The organism is Nevskia ramosa DSM 11499 (genome assembly GCF_000420645.1).
Lineage (GTDB): Bacteria > Pseudomonadota > Gammaproteobacteria > Nevskiales > Nevskiaceae > Nevskia > Nevskia ramosa.
In genome coordinates, this window is record NZ_ATVI01000013.1 from 26,447 (window position 1) to 42,277 (window position 15,831).

At 66.0% G+C, this 15,831-nt stretch carries 16 protein-coding genes; 9 read left to right on the forward strand and 7 right to left on the reverse strand.

What is annotated here, in order from left to right:
* The first annotated feature begins 8 nt into the window (after positions 1-8).
* From G513_RS0119940 to G513_RS0119950, 3 genes are all read left to right on the forward strand, one after another.
* Positions 9-776: a cytochrome c1 gene (locus G513_RS0119940; RefSeq protein WP_022978623.1), complete on the forward strand. Its 768-nt coding sequence runs from the start codon at positions 9-11 to the stop codon at positions 774-776.
* 78 nt (positions 777-854) lie between these two features.
* Complete coding sequence (locus G513_RS24345) at positions 855-1,499, forward strand: glutathione S-transferase N-terminal domain-containing protein (protein WP_022978624.1); 645 nt, start codon at positions 855-857, stop codon at positions 1,497-1,499.
* 12 nt (positions 1,500-1,511) lie between these two features.
* Positions 1,512-1,919 carry a ClpXP protease specificity-enhancing factor gene (locus tag G513_RS0119950; protein ID WP_022978625.1) on the forward strand — a complete coding sequence of 136 codons (408 nt, stop codon included), beginning with the start codon at positions 1,512-1,514 and terminating at the stop codon, positions 1,917-1,919.
* Here the strand turns inward: G513_RS0119950 and G513_RS0119955 are convergent.
* From G513_RS0119955 to G513_RS0119970, 4 genes are read right to left on the reverse strand one after another with little or no spacing between them, the layout of a single operon-like run.
* The gene (locus G513_RS0119955) at positions 1,902-2,414 is read right to left on the reverse strand and encodes an MOSC domain-containing protein (RefSeq protein ID WP_211219720.1); all 513 of its coding nucleotides are present in this window, start codon (positions 2,412-2,414) and stop codon (positions 1,902-1,904) included. The genes G513_RS0119950 and G513_RS0119955 overlap by 18 nt on opposite strands.
* A 37-nt stretch (positions 2,415-2,451) precedes the next feature.
* Positions 2,452-3,873, reverse strand: a complete 1,422-nt coding sequence (locus G513_RS0119960; protein ID WP_022978627.1) for an FAD-binding oxidoreductase — start codon at positions 3,871-3,873, stop codon at positions 2,452-2,454.
* The gene (locus G513_RS0119965) at positions 3,860-4,201 is read right to left on the reverse strand and encodes a YraN family protein (protein ID WP_028475793.1); all 342 of its coding nucleotides are present in this window, start codon (positions 4,199-4,201) and stop codon (positions 3,860-3,862) included. Before G513_RS0119965 ends, G513_RS0119960 begins: the two co-directional genes overlap by 14 nt.
* A gap of 5 nt (positions 4,202-4,206) precedes the next feature.
* Positions 4,207-6,228, reverse strand: coding sequence for a penicillin-binding protein activator (locus G513_RS0119970; RefSeq protein WP_084711656.1), 2,022 nt, complete (start codon positions 6,226-6,228; stop codon positions 4,207-4,209).
* A gap of 101 nt (positions 6,229-6,329) precedes the next feature.
* Here G513_RS0119970 and rsmI point away from each other — a divergent pair, with 101 nt between their 5' ends.
* Both rsmI and G513_RS0119980 read left to right on the forward strand, forming a co-directional pair.
* Positions 6,330-7,187, forward strand: a complete 858-nt coding sequence (gene rsmI / locus G513_RS0119975) for a 16S rRNA (cytidine(1402)-2'-O)-methyltransferase (RefSeq protein ID WP_245563152.1) — start codon at positions 6,330-6,332, stop codon at positions 7,185-7,187.
* A 7-nt stretch (positions 7,188-7,194) separates the two neighbouring features.
* Positions 7,195-8,463 (forward strand): MFS transporter, encoded by a 1,269-nt coding sequence (locus G513_RS0119980; protein ID WP_022978631.1) that lies wholly within the window; start codon positions 7,195-7,197, stop codon positions 8,461-8,463.
* 22 nt (positions 8,464-8,485) lie between these two features.
* On the opposite strand, the gene G513_RS0119985 is transcribed toward G513_RS0119980, so the two are convergent.
* The gene (locus G513_RS0119985) at positions 8,486-9,502 is read right to left on the reverse strand and encodes an SGNH/GDSL hydrolase family protein (protein ID WP_022978632.1); all 1,017 of its coding nucleotides are present in this window, start codon (positions 9,500-9,502) and stop codon (positions 8,486-8,488) included.
* Positions 9,503-9,951: 449 nt separating this feature from the next.
* Here G513_RS0119985 and G513_RS0119990 point away from each other — a divergent pair, with 449 nt between their 5' ends.
* Entirely contained in the window at positions 9,952-10,392 is a 441-nt protein-coding gene (locus tag G513_RS0119990) for a globin family protein (RefSeq protein ID WP_022978633.1), read from the forward strand.
* Positions 10,393-10,450: 58 nt separating this feature from the next.
* On the opposite strand, the gene G513_RS0119995 is transcribed toward G513_RS0119990, so the two are convergent.
* Positions 10,451-11,188 carry a DUF2461 domain-containing protein gene (locus G513_RS0119995; RefSeq protein ID WP_022978634.1) on the reverse strand — a complete coding sequence of 246 codons (738 nt, stop codon included), beginning with the start codon at positions 11,186-11,188 and terminating at the stop codon, positions 10,451-10,453.
* A gap of 324 nt (positions 11,189-11,512) precedes the next feature.
* Between G513_RS0119995 and G513_RS24350 the strand changes: the two genes are divergently transcribed.
* From G513_RS24350 to G513_RS24355, 3 genes are all read left to right on the forward strand, one after another.
* Positions 11,513-12,679 (forward strand): pyridoxal-phosphate-dependent aminotransferase family protein, encoded by a 1,167-nt coding sequence (locus G513_RS24350; RefSeq protein ID WP_033418307.1) that lies wholly within the window; start codon positions 11,513-11,515, stop codon positions 12,677-12,679.
* A gap of 120 nt (positions 12,680-12,799) precedes the next feature.
* Complete coding sequence (locus G513_RS0120005) at positions 12,800-13,588, forward strand: class II aldolase/adducin family protein (RefSeq protein ID WP_028475796.1); 789 nt, start codon at positions 12,800-12,802, stop codon at positions 13,586-13,588.
* The gene (locus G513_RS24355) at positions 13,585-14,526 is read left to right on the forward strand and encodes an alpha/beta fold hydrolase (protein WP_022978637.1); all 942 of its coding nucleotides are present in this window, start codon (positions 13,585-13,587) and stop codon (positions 14,524-14,526) included. Before G513_RS0120005 ends, G513_RS24355 begins: the two co-directional genes overlap by 4 nt.
* On the opposite strand, the gene G513_RS0120015 is transcribed toward G513_RS24355, so the two are convergent.
* On the reverse strand, positions 14,501-15,817 hold the full coding sequence (locus G513_RS0120015; protein ID WP_051144522.1) for an MSMEG_0569 family flavin-dependent oxidoreductase: 1,317 nt from the start codon (positions 15,815-15,817) through the stop codon (positions 14,501-14,503). The two genes, G513_RS24355 and G513_RS0120015, sit on opposite strands and share 26 nt — an antisense overlap.
* Between the last annotated feature and the right edge of the window lie 14 nt (positions 15,818-15,831).

Here is a 15,831-nt window from a genome sequence, read left to right on the forward strand (position 1 = left end):
ATCGCACCATGACTCGTCTCATCACTCGTCTGGCCCAGGTTTCAGCCCTGGCGGCCGTCGCACTGCTGCCGCAGGCCGTCAACGCCAACACCGGCGTGGCGCTGCAGCACTTCTCGGCGAACTCCGGCAACCTGCCATCGGCGCAGCGCGGCGCGCGCAACTTCATGGCCTATTGCTCGGGCTGCCATTCGTTGAAGTACCTGCGCTATGAGCGCATGGGCGCGGATCTGAAGATCCCGGCGGATGTGCTCAAGCAGAACCTGATGTTCACCAGCGACAAGCTCGGCGACCAGATCAAGATCGCGATGCCGGCAGCGTCAGGTGACTGGTTCGGCCGAGTGCCGCCGGACCTGTCGCTGGAAACCCGCGCTCGCGGTGCCGACTGGGTCTACACCTATCTGCTGAGCTTCTACCTCGACGATACCCGTCCGACCGGCGTCAACAATCCGGTGCTGCCGGGCGCTTCGATGCCGCACGTGCTCTGGGAACTTCAGGGCTGGCAGAAGAAGGCCGAGCATGCTGCTGAAGGTGCCAAGGAAGGTGAACACGGTGGCGGCCATCACGAAGGCAGTGGTTTCGAGCAAGTCACCAAGGGCAGCCTGACGCCGGCCGAATATCAGGCTTTCGTCGGTGATCTGGTCAACTTCCTGGATTACGCTTCCGAGCCGGGCAAGCAGGCGCGCATCAGCACCGGTCTGAAAGTCATGCTGTACCTGTTCGTGCTGCTGGGTCTGACCTATCTGCTGAAGAAGGAATTCTGGCGCGACATTCATTGATCACCTTGACGCACTGCCTTTCAGTTCACGCAGCACGCAGGGTCTGACATGGCCCTGCGTCTGCGAGCAAGAGTTCCGATGCCCCCGATCAAGCCCGCCGCCAACGCGGGTTTGACCCTCTACGTAGGCCCTGACTCGCTGCATGGCGACTGGGCTCGTCTGGTCCTCGCCGAAAAGGACGTCGACACTGCCGTTGTCAAGATCATCACGCCCGGCAAGGTCGATGAAGATTTTCTGGTGCTCAATCCGGCGCAGACCTTGCCGACGCTGGCGGATCGCGAAGGCGTGATCTCCAGCGCCCGGGTGATCGTCGAATATCTCGACGAACGCTACCCGCATCCACCGCTGATGCCGCAGGAACCTGCCGGCCGTGCGCGCGTCCGGATGAGCCTGCATCGCATCGAGCACGAATTGTTTCCGCTCGCCGTCGCGATGACCGGCACCGGCGCGGAAGCCAATGCGGCGCGCAAGCAGTTGATCGAAGGCCTCAAGGCCGGAGCCCGTTTCTTCCCGGCGCGCGGTCATATCCTCGGCCCGGAATGCTCGCTCGCCGATACTGCCTGGGCGGTGCTGCTGCGCCGGGTGCAGATGGCCAAGCTGGCCTTGCCGCCCGAAGCGGCGAGCGTCGGTGCCTACGGTGCGCGGCTGTTCGCACGCCCGGGTTTCCAGCGCTGCTTCCATCCGTCGACGATCGCGCCGGCCACTGGCCGTCGTCGCAGCTGAGTTCGCTGACCGATGGCCAATCCGTCCAAATCGCGCCGCCCCTACCTGATCCGCGCGATTTATCAGTGGACCCTGGACAACGGCTTCACGCCGTATCTGCTGGTGGCGGCTGATCAGCCCGGCGTCACCGTGCCGCTGCCGTTCGTCAAGGACGGCCGCATCGCGCTGGATATCGGCGGCATGGCGGTGCGCGAACTGAACATCGAGAACGATCCGATCTTCTTCTCGGCGCGTTTCGGTGGTCGTCCCTATGAGATCGTCGTGCCGAGCGGCGCGGTGCTGGCGATCTACGCGCGAGAGAACGGCGAAGGCATCGTCTTCGGCGAGCCTGAAACCGGCGAGCCAGCGACCGATGCGCCGGAATTGCCGCCCGAACCGCCGAAGCCGAGCGGCCGGCCGAAGCTACGAGTCATCAAATAACGGCAGCGTCGCGCCGTTCGACAGGTGCTGACTGACGTCAAGCACCACCACCGCATCACCCACCTTGATCGGCCCCGCACGCAGCACGCGGGTGATGATGCCGCCGTGGCCGCGCATCGCCTGAAAGCCGCCGGGTCCCAGGTTCTCATCCATCCGCGAGCAGGGTGCGCAAGGGCCGGTGAACTCGAACAGCGCGTCACCGATGGTGAACTGCCGGCCTTTCAAAGCCAGCAGATTCAAGCCCGAGACGACGAGATTGCGCCGCGTCATCAACGGCGTGACCTGGCGCAGACCGAGGATGCCGGCGACCGCCGCCAGATGCTCGGCCTGGATCATCGACACCATGCGCTTGCCATCGAGCGGCCCGGTGTAGTGATCACCGACCAGGCCGCCACCGATCTCGACACTGGCAGTCGACACGGATTGCAAGGTCTCGCGGCGTGCTGGTCTGAGGCCGATCCAGTCGAGGCGGCCGGCACGCATCGGTCCGTTCATCAAGTCTTTCAAGCTCGCAGCCATCTTTCTCGCTCGGTCAGGCCGGCGGCGCCGGCAGCGCCTTGCCCGGATTGAGAATGCCGGCGGGATCGAAGGCGCGCTTCACCGCATGCATCATCGACAAGGTCGCAGCATCGATTTCCCAGGCAACGAAAGCGCGCTTGTCGATGCCGACGCCGTGCTCGCCGGACAAGGTGCCTTCGAGACTCAGCACAAGGCGAAATACCGCATGCAGACAGGCTTCGATCGCCACCATCTGCAGCGGATCGTCCGGATTGGCGAGCAGGTTGACGTGGATGTTGCCGTTGCCGGCATGGCCGAAGCAGACGATGCGGATGCCATGCTGCTGCGACAGCGCCGCGACGCCGCGGATCAGTTCCGGCAATCGCGACACCGGCACCGCGACATCTTCGTTGACCTTCTTCGGCGCCAGGCTGCGCAGTGCTGGCGACAGCGCCTTGCGCGCCGCCCACAGGTCTTCGGCCTCGGCTTCCGACTGCGCGGCACGCAGATCGATCAGGCCATCGCCGCTCGCCGCTGCGCTGACCGCCGCGACGACGGCGGCGATGCCGGCATGGCTGCCATCGCATTCGATCAGCAGCAACGCGCCGCAGTCGGCGGTCAGGCCACAGTCGCGATGTGCCTGCGCCAGTTGAACGGCATCGCCATCGAGAAATTCCAGCGCGCTCGGCGTTTCCGGCTGCGCCATCAGCCGGGCGACGGCAGCGGCAGCGGCTTCGACGTTCCGATAGGCCGCACGCAAGGTGCGTGTCGTTTCCGGTTTCGGCAGCAGCTTCAGCGCCACCTGGGTGATCACCGCCAGCGTGCCTTCGGAGCCGATCAAGAGGCGCGTCAGGTCATAGCCGACCACGCCCTTGGTCGTGTAGCAGCCGGTCTTCAGCCGGGTGCCGGTGCCGGCAATCGCGCGCAGGCCGAGCACGTTGTCGCGTGCCGTGCCGTACTTCACTGCGCGTGGTCCGCCAGCGCCGCAGGCGAGATTGCCGCCGACCGTCGAGAAGCCGCTGCTGGTGGGATCCGGTGCCCAGAACAGGCCGTGCTTCGCGGCCTCGCGCTGGACGTCGCCGTTCAGCGCACCGGCTTCGCATTCGAGCAGGCGATCGCCCGGCGACACCCGCAGCACCTTGTTCATCTGCTCCAGCGACAGCACCACGCCGCCGTGGATCGGCACCGTGGCGCCGGTGGTATTGGTGCCGCGGCCGCGGGCGATCAGCGGCAGTGCGTGCTCGCGGCAGCAGTCGATCAGCGCCTGTACTTCATCGACGGTAGCGGCCAGCGCCACCGCCTGCGGCATCGCCACCCGGCGGCTGTTGTCGTAGCCGTAGGCGAGGCGATCGGCCGGATCGAGCAGCAGCCGATCCGGTGGCAGCAGCGCACGCAACTGGCGAGCGACGCCGGCCGGCAGTTCGACTTCGGGACCGACGGTTTCAGGCGTCGACATCGAACGCCGCCTTCAGCCAGTGCAGTTGATCGCCGTCGAGCGCGACGACATCGAAGCGGATTTCGCGCTGCGCGTGTTCGGCGTGAGCGGCAAGGAACAGTTGCGCGGCGTGTACCAGGTGGCCGCGTTTGCGGGCATCGATCGATTCGAGCGCCGAGCCGTAATCACTGCGTCCACGGCTGCGCACTTCGATGATCGCCAGCGCGTCGCCATCGCGCATCACCAGATCCAGCTCGCCGCCCTTGCAGCGCCAGTTGCGCGCGACCAGCTTCAGACCCTGGCGTTCCAGGTGGCGCAGTGCCCGCGTTTCGGCGTCGGCACCGCGCAACCAGTTCACGGCGGTGGGCTGAGCGAATTCAGCGCGGGTTCGATGCCTGGCGCCATCACGGAAGGGTCGCCGCCGTTGGTCATCCGGGCGCAGACCAGCTTGCGGCGGATCGCGCCATTGGTCTCGACCGCCAGCGCGCCGGTCGCGCCCTGCACCAGATCGCCCGGCCGCAGGGCGTTTTGGGCGATGCGGTTGGCCAGCAGCCAGGCGTCGGCGCCGAAAGCATAGAAGCGCGCCGCTTCCCTGCTGCGGCCGTTCTGGGCGGCATCGCGCAACGGTTGCAGGGCGCCACTGATGCCGTCCAGCAGCCAGGGCACGTCGCAGAAGCGGATGCCGCTGAGATCGCCATCGCCTGGGCCTTCGTTGACCGCCGAGGTGGCGTACACCGGCGTGCGGTCGGCGTGGTAGTAGCGGAACAGCGGCCACAGCACTCGCGCCTGCGAGGCTCGGGCACCGATGAACACGAAGTCGAAATCGTTGCGGCGCTGCGGGTCGATGTCGGGCCCGGCTTTGGCGCGCGCTTCGGCAGCTTTCTTCTTGTCGTCGATGGCGACGTAGCGCAGCAGCTTGCGCACCGGATCCGCCCAGGCCTGCGGCTCGCCGTAGTAGCGGCCGGAGTCGACGACCACGCCACCGAGTTCGCGCAGGCGGGTCTCGAACGCGGACTGCACGCGGTTGCCCCAGTCGCTGGACGGCGTCATCGACAGCGCCCGCCGCAGGCCACGCGACACGGCGTCCTCGGCAGCGGCACGGGCCTCGTCCTCGGGCGCCAGCCCGAACTGGTACAGGCCCGGCGGGGCGATGCGGTTGCCATCCAGATAGTTCAGGCCGAGCACCGGCACCGGCAGCGCCGGAGACTGGGCCAGCACGGTGAGGTTTTCCTTGAGCAGTGGGCCAACCACCACGCCGGCGCCGTCGCTGACCGCCTGCCCATAGGCGGACGGCTCGTAGATGCGGGCTGGCGGAGCCGAACCCGCCGAAGCGGCACTCGCGTAGCCGGCGCGCAGCGCGTCGGCGAAGGCGGCCTGCGGACCGGTCTGTGGCAGCAGCAGGGCGATGCTGCGGCCGTGGGCCAGCGGCGCGCCGGCGGTCACGTCCGGGAATAAGCCGTTGTTTGGCGCGGTGCCGAGCGGCGCATACGGCGCCAGCGGCTGCTGCGCGGCTTCGGCCGGCGTCAACGCCGGTGCCATGGTCAGCGAGGGCGATGGGGCATACAGCGCGGCAAGGCGTTCCTCGCCCGGATGACGCGGATAGCGTTTGCGCCAGAGATCGAACTCGCCCAGCGTGGCGCGGCGGCGATGCAGCGCCGCCAGATCCAGCCAGCCTCGGACCAGCGGCGGCTGGCTGGCCGCACGGCCAAGGGTGGCGGCGTCGAGCGTGGCGCCCTGCAACAGGTTCCACAGGGTTTCGCGATTGGCGTTGAGGGCGACGATGCCGTTCAGGTAGTGCTCGCGCAGCACCAGGCTCTGGGTCAAGCCAATCGGATCGTTGCCGCGCGCCTGGGCCTGGGCGCGGACCAGCAATTGGCGTTCGGCGAGTTGCGGATCGCCACCCGGATCGCCGGCCGGCAGCAGGCGCAAGGCCCGGGCCGAGTCGTTGCGCATCAATGCCGATTGGGCGCGCAGCAGGCGGTAACGGGTCTGCAGGACCGGATCGCTGGTCTGCGCCGGAATCTGGTCGAGGATCTGGTCGGCACGGAATGGATCGCGCGCGGCCAGCGAGGCATCGGCGGCACGCAGACGCAGGTCAGCGGCCTGCTCCGGCGTCGCATCGGCGGCAGCAGCCTGATAACTGCGTGCGGCTGCGGCGGCATCGCCCCGCGCCAGCGCCGCGTCGGCATCGGCCGCGGTGCTGCTGCCATAGCTCGGCGACGTCGACGCCGCCGGCTCGCTGCCGTAGTTGCCTGGATAGCGTTTGACGATGCCAGTGCTGGTCGAGCAGGCCGTCAAGCCGAGCAGCATCAGCGCCGGCAGCGCGCGCCGCAGGCGTGCTTGGGCCGGGGCAGAAACAGAGTCTTGGGAAGTCATCAAGTAAAGTATGACATGGCCTTTTTGCAGTTGACCTCCGCCGGGGGATGCCCGTGAACCTCCCCGGTGACCCTGGTCTCGAACCCGGCGCTCTATATGTCGTGGCAACACCGATCGGCAATCTCGGCGATCTGTCGCCGCGTGCGCAAGCGGTACTCGGCGCGGTCAGCCGCATTGCCGCCGAGGACACCCGCACCACCTCGGCGTTGCTCGCGCACTTCGGCATCCGCACGCCGCCCGGCGGACTGGTGGCGCTGCACGATCACAACGAGACGCGGATCGCCGAAGGCCTGATCGCTGAACTGGCCGATGGCGCCACGCTGGCCGTGGTTTCCGATGCCGGCACGCCGCTGATTTCCGATCCCGGCTATGCGCTGGTTCGTGCCGCACGTGCGGCCGGCCGCGCGGTCTACACCGTGCCTGGGCCCTGTGCGGCGATCGCGGCACTGTCGGTTTCGGGCTTGCCGACCGATCGCTTCGTGTTCGCCGGTTTCCTGCCGGCCAAATCGGGCGCCCGTCGCGCTGCCTTCGAGCGGATCAAGGCCGAGCCGCGCACGGCGATCTATTACGAATCGACGCATCGCATCGAGGACAGTCTCGATGATCTGGTCGCCGTGCTCGGCTCCGAGCGCCGGGTCTGCCTGGCGCGCGAGCTGACCAAGCGCTTCGAGCAGAGCATCACCCTGCCGGCTGCAGAACTGCGGACCTGGCAACGCGAAGATCCGAACCGTGGCCGCGGCGAGTTCGTCCTGATCGTCGAAGGTGCGCCGGAAGCCGAGAACGATGACCGGGTCGATGCCGAGGCCGAGCGCGTGCTGCGTCTGCTGCTGGCCGAACTGCCGGCGTCCCGCGCGGTCCGACTGGCAGTCGAAATCACCGGCGCGGCCAGAAAGCCGCTGTACCAACTGGCGCTGAAGCTTGCCGGCGACAGCGATCGCGACGACAACGAATCTGCCTGAGCCTGCCTTGACCGAAACGCCCGCCACACCGCCGCTGCGCGCCGATGCTTTTGCCGCCCTGCGTTTCCCCGAGTACCGCAATCTGATCGTCGGCAATTTCCTGTTCACGATCGCGATGACCGTGCAGGAAATCGCCATCGCCTACGAGCTGTACCTGATCACCCATGATCCGTTCGTGCTCGGCCTGCTCGGCCTCGCCGAAGCGCTGCCGTTCATGGCCGTGGCCCTGTTCGGCGGCCATGTTGCCGATCGCCGCGACAAGCGCAGCATCATGCTTTTCGCGCTCAGCTTCATTCTGGTCGGCTCGATGTTCCTGACCTGGCTGCTGCAGCCGCATATCCGCAGCGGCTTGAGCCAGAACATGTTGCTGGCCTGCTGCTACGGCGTGGTCGCAGCACTCGGCCTGGCGCGCGGCTTTCTGACGCCGGCAGTGAGTTCTCTGAAAGGCTTTCTGGTGCCGCGCGAGCACTACGCCAACGCTACCGCCTGGAGCAGCACCCTGTGGCAGGCCGGCGCGATTCTCGGCCCGGTGACCGGTGGATTCCTCTACGCCGGCGTTGGCCTGTCGGCGAGTCTGCTCGGCGTCTGCACGCTGTTGTTGCTGCAAGCAGTGATGTACGCACGGATCAAGCCGCGGCCGCCGCAGTTGAGCGAAGCCGAGCAGCTGGAATCGGTCTGGGAAAGTCTCGCGGTCGGCATCCGCTTCGTGTTCCAGTCGAAGATCATCCTGTATTCGATTTCGCTGGACCTGTTCTCGGTGCTGTTCGGCGGCGTCGTCGCGGTCCTGCCGGTGTTCGCCGAGGACGTGCTGAAGATCGGCGCCCAGGGCCTCGGCGTACTGCGCGCTGCACCCGCGGTTGGCGCGATGGTCACCGTGCTGCTGTGCACCCGTTATCCGCCGATGTTCAAGGCCTGGCGCAATCTGCTGATCGCGGTCGCCGGCTTCGGCGTGTCGATCCTGGTGTTCGGTTTCTCGCGCAGTCTGTGGCTGTCAGCGGCGGCGCTGTGCGCCAGCGGCGCCTTCGATTCGATCAGCGTGGTGATCCGCGGCACCATCCTGCAGATGATGCCGCCGGATCACTTGCGTGGACGCGTGCTCGCGGTGAACAGCATCTTCATCAGCTCCTCGAACGAACTCGGCGCCTTCCAGGCCGGTACCTCGGCGGCGATCTTTGGCGCCACTCGTTCCGTGCTGATCGGCGGCACGATCACCCTGGCGATCGTCGCCGGCGTCTGGCGGCGCTCGAAGGATCTGCTGGCGCTGCGCTTGAGCTGAGCGCCAGCCATTCAGGCCAGGCTCAGGCGGCCTTCATCCGCTTCAGGTACTCGGCAGCCAGCTTTCCGGCGGGGCCGTTCTTCGGATGAATCTCGTCGAACCATTGAGAGGGTTTGCTCAGATCGGTCTTGAACGAAAACACCTCGACTCGTCCGCCCCAGCGCGCCTCGGCCGCCACTTCCGCACAGAGCGAGCGGTACTGGTCGAGCATTGCCTTGGCGACTTCGTAACGAGTGTTGTCGTCCCGGAAGCCGAGTTCGTCGAAGCGCAGGCCCAGCCAGGGCCCGGCGCGATCATCGTTGTGCGGAACCGGCGTCGACGGATTGGCCGGCGGCACCGGAATCACATGAGCGTAGGTATGCATCAGCACCCGCTCCACACTCGTGCCCTTCTTCAGCACCGCGGCAAAGACTTCCTGCAGCCAACCGCGCAGCTTCTCCAGTAAAGCGCGGTATGGCTGCTGTTTGATGTAGCCGGCCGGCGTGTCTGGAAACGGTGCGCGGTCCGGCCGCACGAACGGGCGGATGTCGCCCAGGAAATCGTTGCCGCCAGCGCTGAGCAGGAACAGTTTCGGTTGCTCTTTTCTGACTGCTTTCAGGTAGTCCGCGGGATCGACCATCTGGCTCAGTTCGGAACCGGCACTGGCCAGGCTCAGCACGTTGAATTCGGGGTCGTTGTTGATGTGATCGATCAGATCGTGGATCAGCGGATGCTGGAACCAGGAATCGCCTTCGGCGACGACGCGAATCGCGTTCGGTTGCGTCAGTTTCCTTTCGTCGTAGCGATCCAGCCGGTTATTGACCTCGCAGCGGATCAGCCAGCCGGCAATGCCGCCGGGAATGTCCTTGAACTCGTAGTGCGTCTCGCGCCGATCGGTGCCGGCAGGTGGCGGAATGATCAGGCCGGGATCGACGAGATCGAAGCTCAGCTTGCCGGCGCTGCCTTCCACTTCCTTGAAGTACTGGCGAGCGAGCTTCGGAAAATCGTCGGTATTGCGCAGCGCGCGTTCGAGAGACATCAGATCGATCTTGGCAGGCATGTCAGCAGTCCTCGGCAGGGGAGTGAAGTGATACGCCAGTCGCTCGCGCCTTGCACCGTCCTTTCACCGGCGCTCTGTGAACGTCGTCGCGCTTGATTGTGAAGGCACGAAAACGATCTGAGCTTTGATCGCAAAACCACTTCCCGCCGCGGCTCGTGATCGGCAGCATGCGTGCAGTCCTTGTGGCTCTGCGCAAGCGAAGCCGCTACCGCCGATTCCCAGCTCGATCCGCCCATGAACCTCTTGCCCGTTCGCTGCCGAATGTCGTTGCGCCGCTGTTGCGGCGCCCGATGTCGGTCTGCGCGCTGCGCAAGCTGACGCAAGGGCTGCCGCCACCCGGCGCAGCTTTTGCAATGCATTCGATGACGGCCCGCGGAGCGTCGCCGTTCGTTCATGTTTGTCGTGGAAGCTGCGTGCCCTGAGTGGTGCGCATGCCAGGAGCAATCGTCATGTACTACAGGTCCAGCAACACCCGTCACGCCATCTACGGCTTCGATTCGCTGTGCGCCGCTGCCCGCGCCGCCGGTCATCGCGGTGATGCCACGCTGCACGCCGCGCTCGGTGGCGAATCCGGCATCGCCGGAATCGTCGAGCGCTACATCGGCATCGTCGCTGCCGATAGCCGCATCAACCATCACTTCAGCGGCATCAATATCGTCCGCCTGCGGCTGATGCTGGTGCGCCATTTCAGCTGGCTGGCCGGTGGCCCGCAGCTCAATGTGCTGTTCGTGCCGGCGCGCAGCGAGCGCCGCGAAGACAAGGCCGATCTCCACGTGCTGACCGTGCTCGCCGATGGCCTCGACGACGCCCTGCAGCAGTCCGCCGTGCCGTCGTCGGCGCGTCGTCGCTTCCTCGCGTTGTTCAATCCGGCGCTGCAGATGGCGGCTTGAGGTCGCAGCAGCAACGGCGAGCACGGCGCGCCACTAACAGTCGCGTCGTGCTCGCCGCTCAGTAATCCAGATCCAGCGCCCCGCACAGCCAGTCGATCAAGGGGCTGGCGAGTTGGTATTGCCTGATGATCCGCTTCGGCAGATCGGGCGCCAGCAGCGTTTCGTCGTCGAGCGCAGCGGAAGCGATGTAGTCCTTGCGCTTGATGTCCTCGATCAGCTCGTGGGCCGGGTCGTAGCCCAGCGGCACGCGCTTCATGCTGTCGCCGCCCAGCGTGCCGAAAGCCTTCTTGAAAGCAGCCGAGCGCGTTGCCGATTTCCAGCTCGCCGGGTTGTTGACGATATAGGCGCGGATGCGCTTCAAGGTCTCCGGTTGCGGATGCCAGATGCCGCCGCCGAGGAAGCTGTCGCCGGGCTTGATGTGCAGGTAGAAGCCGGGCGCATCGAGCCGACCCATCGTGCCTTGATCGGCATCGCCGCCACGGATCACCGCACGGGTTGCCTGGTGGTAGAAGCTGGCGCCGGCCCAGGGCTTGTACGGTGTCTTGTCGGCGGCGAAGCGGGTGTCGCGATGGATGCGGAACATCGAGCCGCCGACCGGCTTCGGATTGGCCACGTAATGCGGGCTGATCTCCTTCAGCGGCGCATCGAGATCGCCGATCAGGCGCAGGAACGGCAGCTTCACGTGCTGCTCGTATTCGGGCTTGTGGGCGAGGAACCATTCGCGGCTGTTGTTGGCATCGAGCGCGCGCAGGAAGGCGAAGGTCTGGGTCGAGAAATACGGGGCGGCTTTGGCCATCGGGATCGGTCTCCGGGAGTGCCGCGACGATGCCGGATGTGCGGCCCCATTCCAAGCGCCATTGCCGTTGGATCTGGCTGAAGACAGCCGATGGTGAAACCGTCCGCAGGCCACAGGATTCCACGAGGGGTCTTGACGCCAAGCAGCGGCGCGCATGTACTGCGCGTCCGAAACGCGCTGTACGCGATTATTTCGGCAAATAAAAGCCTATATCCGGGCGCCAGACAGCGGTGGTCATCCGATGAGCAAATTCCCCAGCAATCCATATTTCGATGTGGCCTTCCTCCCGACCACGGAGCGCGCGTCGTGAGCGCCGCCGTGCCGATGGTCGGCGGCTTCGTGGCGCCGAAGCGGGTGCTGATGGGCCCGGGTCCATCCGACGTCCATGCGCGTGTCCTCGCTGCCGCCAGCCAGGGAACGATCGGCCATCTCGATCCTGAGTTCGTCCGCCTGATGGACGAGATCAAGCTGCTGCTGCGCGCAACGTTTCGTACCGAGAACGATCTGACCTTCGCGATCTCCGCACCGGGTTCGATCGGCATGGAGACCAGCGTCATCAATCTGGTCGAGCCGGGCGACACCATCATCGTCTGCGTCAACGGCGTGTTCGGCGGCCGCATCTGCTCGATGGCCGAGCGCGCGGGTGCCAAGGTCGTCAAGGTCAATACCCCTTGGGGCCGCGCGGTCGATCCGGCCGATGTCGAAGCCGCGCTCAAGGCCAACCCGGGCACCCGGGTCGTCGCCTTCGTACACGCGGAAACCTCCACCGGCGCGCTCAGCGATGCCAAGACGATCGCGGCGATTGCCCGCGCCCATGGCGCTCTCAGCCTCTGCGACGCGGTGACCTCGCTGGCCGGCGTACCGCTGGAAGTCGATGCCTGGGGCATCGACGCAACCTACTCGGCGACCCAGAAGTGCCTGTCGGCACCGCCGGGTCTGTCGCCGGTCACTTACTCGGCGGCTGCCGTCGAACGCCTGAAGACGCGCAATTCCCCGGTGGTCTCCTGGTTCCAGGATCTGGCGCTGGTGATGAGCTACTGGGGCAGCGGCGGCAATGCAACAGCGCGCCGCACCTACCACCATACGGCCCCCGTGAATGCGCTGTTCGGTCTGCATGAAGCGCTGCGCATGCTGCACGAGGAAGGTCTGGAAGCGAGCTGGGCGCGCCATGCGCGCGTGCATGCGCTGCTCGCCGAAGGTCTGGAAGATCTCGGCTTCCGCTACGTGGTGCCGCAGGGCGAGCGGTTGCCACAGCTGAACAGCGTCTGGATTCCGGAAGGTGTCGATGACGCCGCCGGCCGCGGCCAGCTGCTGAACGATCACGGTGTCGAGATCGGCGCCGGCCTCGGCGATTTCGCCGGCAAGGTCTGGCGCATCGGCCTGATGGGTCAGAGCTGCAGCGAGCGCCACGTCGAACTGCTGCTGAACGCACTGGCCAAGGTCAGCGGCCGCAGCCGTTCGATTCGCCGCGTGCTGGAAGTCAATGCGTAAATCTAGATTCGGCGCGCTTGCCGACGGGCAGCACGGGGATGACCCGGCTGCCCGTTTCTCGTTGGCTGTGGCATCGTCCACGGCAATTGGCAACGCACGGCAATGAGGGAGGAGACCGCCATGACCGCTCACGAAAAACTCGATATCCCTGAAGTCCGCAGCAAGGTATCGCCCGAGGAATGGCAGCTAAGAGTCGATCTCGCCGCCGCTTACCGGCTGGTCGCGATGTTCGGCTGGAGCGATCTGGTGTTCACCCATATCTCGGCGCGGGTGCCGGGGCCGGAACATCATTTTTTGATCAACCCCTACGGCTTCCTGTTCGACGAGATCACCGCGTCGAGCCTGGTCAAGGTCGATCTTGAAGGCAACAAGGTCATGGAGTCGCCTTACCCGATCAACCCGGCCGGCTTCGTCATCCACAGCGCCGTGCACGCGGCGCGCGAGGATGCGCACTGCGTGCTGCATGTCCATTCGGCGAACGGCGTGGCCGTGTCGGCACGCAAGGAAGGCCTGCTGCCGATCTCGCAGCAGTCGATCTTCGTGATGTCGAATCTCGGCTACCACGACTACGAAGGCGTGGCCCTGCTCGAGGACGAGCGGCCGCGCCTGGTCCGCGATCTCGGCACCAACACCTATCTGATGCTGAAGAACCACGGCCTGCTGACCGTCGGCACCTCGGTGGCCGAAGCCTGGGTGGCGATGTACATCTTCGAGAGCGCCTGCAACATCCAGGTGCGGGCGATGGGCGCCGGTGGCGCCAATGTCGACAACCTGCTGATGATTCCGCAGAACATCCTCGATGGCGGCATGCGCCAGCTCAAGGAAGCGACGCGTGGGCAGGGCGCTGGCCTGGTCTGGCCGGGGCTGCTGCGCAAGCTCGACAAGGCTGATCCCTCGTACCGCACGTGACCGCCTGCCCGGGTCTGAGCCTCGCCGCGCTGGCGCAATGGCGGAGCGATGGCCTGCGCTTCGATCACCGGGGCCAGCCGATCTTCGTTCGCGAAGCCGGTACGGCAAGCGACGAGGATGCTTCCTTGCTGTGCCTGCACGGTTTCCCGACCGCGTCGTTCGACTGGTACCCGATCTGGGCCGGCCTGAACATGAGCTTCGGGCATCTGCTGGCCTTCGACATGCTCGGCTACGGGTTCTCCGCGAAGCCTTCGGGTCAGGATTATCCGATCGCGGTGCAGGCCGATATCGCTGAAGCGCTGCTGCGTGATCGCGGCGTCCGGCGCGTGCATCTGCTTGCCCATGACGTCGGCGATACCGTGGCGCAGGAACTGCTGGCGCGCGATGCCGCACGCCGCGCCGCCGGCGATGCCTCGCTGGAAATTGCCTCCTGCGTGCTGCTCAACGGCGGCCTGTTTCCGGAAACCCATCGCGCTTCGCGCGCGCAGAAACTGCTGCTGTCGATGCTCGGCCCGCTGGTGGCTGCAGTAATGACTGAGCAGCGCTTCATGCCCAGCTTCGCGCTGGTGTTCGGGCCGCAGACCAAGCCTTCAGCCGAAGAGTCGAAGGTGTTCTGGTCGCTGCTCGCGCATGACAACGGTCATCGCAAGCTGCACTGGTTGATCCGCTACATCCTCGAACGACGCGCCAACCGCGACCGCTGGGTCGGCGCGCTGCAGACCACCACGGTGGCGCTCCACCTGATCGACGGCGCGCTCGATCCGATCTCGGGCGCGCACATGGTCGAGCGCTACAAACAGCTGATTCCGAATCCAGACGTCAGCTTGCTGTCAGGCATCGGGCATTACCCGCAGACCGAAGCGCCGGAGGTGGTGCTGGACGCCTTCCTGCGCTTCCACGCGCGGCTGCCGCCTAGGAACCCAGGGCCAGCGCGTTGAGCCCGGCCGTCGCGCGAGGTGCGGTGTACAGCCGCGATGCAATGCGCTCGACCAGATGCGCCGCGTCGCGCGCCACGCCGGAGAAGCGACCCGAGCCCCAGGTGTACTGCCAGGGCAGACCGAGGAAGTAGAGGCCGGGCACGGTAGTGATGCCGCGGTCGTGACCGGGGTAGCCACGGCCGTCGAATACCGGCACGTCGACCCAGGTGAAGTCCGCCTTGTAGCCGATGCACCAGATCACGCTGGTGATGCCGGCTTCGGCGAAATCGAGTTCCGTGCGTTCCGCAGCCGGCTTCCAGAGCGGCACGTAGCGCGGTTCCACCGGTGCATCGATGCCGCTCTTGGCGATGAATGCGTCGATAGTGTCCTTGATCGATTCCAGCGTGAGATCTGCGGCATCGAGATTCTGTTCGAGGTCCGGCTTCAGACTCATCCTGGTGCCGACGATGTCGTTCAGGCGGCCATACAGTTCCATGCCTTCGCTGGCGAACTTGCGCAGGTCGATCTCGCGGCCGCCGTCCCGGCCGGTGAGATAGTGATTGGCCTTGGCGCGGACTCGTTCCTTGTTCGGATGCTCGTGGATGCCGATGTCGTAATAGCCCATCTGGTTCAGCCATTCGACGGCATCCTTGCCGCGGTACTGGCGTGGTGCGCGCGGCGCACCACCGACGCAGAGATGAACCTTGCGACCGGCAAGATGCAGATCCTCGGCAATCTGGCAGCCACTCTGGCCGGTGCCGACCACCAGCACCGCGCCCGGCGGCAGCGCGTCGGCATTGCGGTATTGCGGCGCATGCAGTTGCAGCATGTCGGCCGGCAAGCGCTCGGCAGCCTTCGGCTTGGTCGGCAGGTGATAGCCGCCGACGGCAATGATCACCTCGTCGGCGGAGTATTCGCCGATCGAGGTGGAGACCAGATAGCCGCCGTTGTCATTGCGGCTGAGCTTGGTCACGCCAACGCCTTCCAGCACCGGTGGGTCGAAGCTGGCCACGAAGGCTTCGAGGTAGGCGACGATCTCATCCTTGAGCATGAAGCCGTAGGGATCGTTGCCCTGATACGGGAAGCCCGGCAGGGTGCATTGCCAGTTCGGCGTCACCAGGCAGAACGAGTCCCAGCGCCGTTCGCGCCATTCGTAGGCGATGCGGTTCTTCTCGAACACCACATGCGCGATACCGCGCTGCTTCAGATGCCAGCTTGCCGACAGGCCGGCCTGGCCGCCACCGATGACGATGACGGGGTAGTGGTTCGGCTGGGGGTTGGGCTGGGGATTGGGGGGAAGATGGCGGTTCATGTCGTTCATCGTGT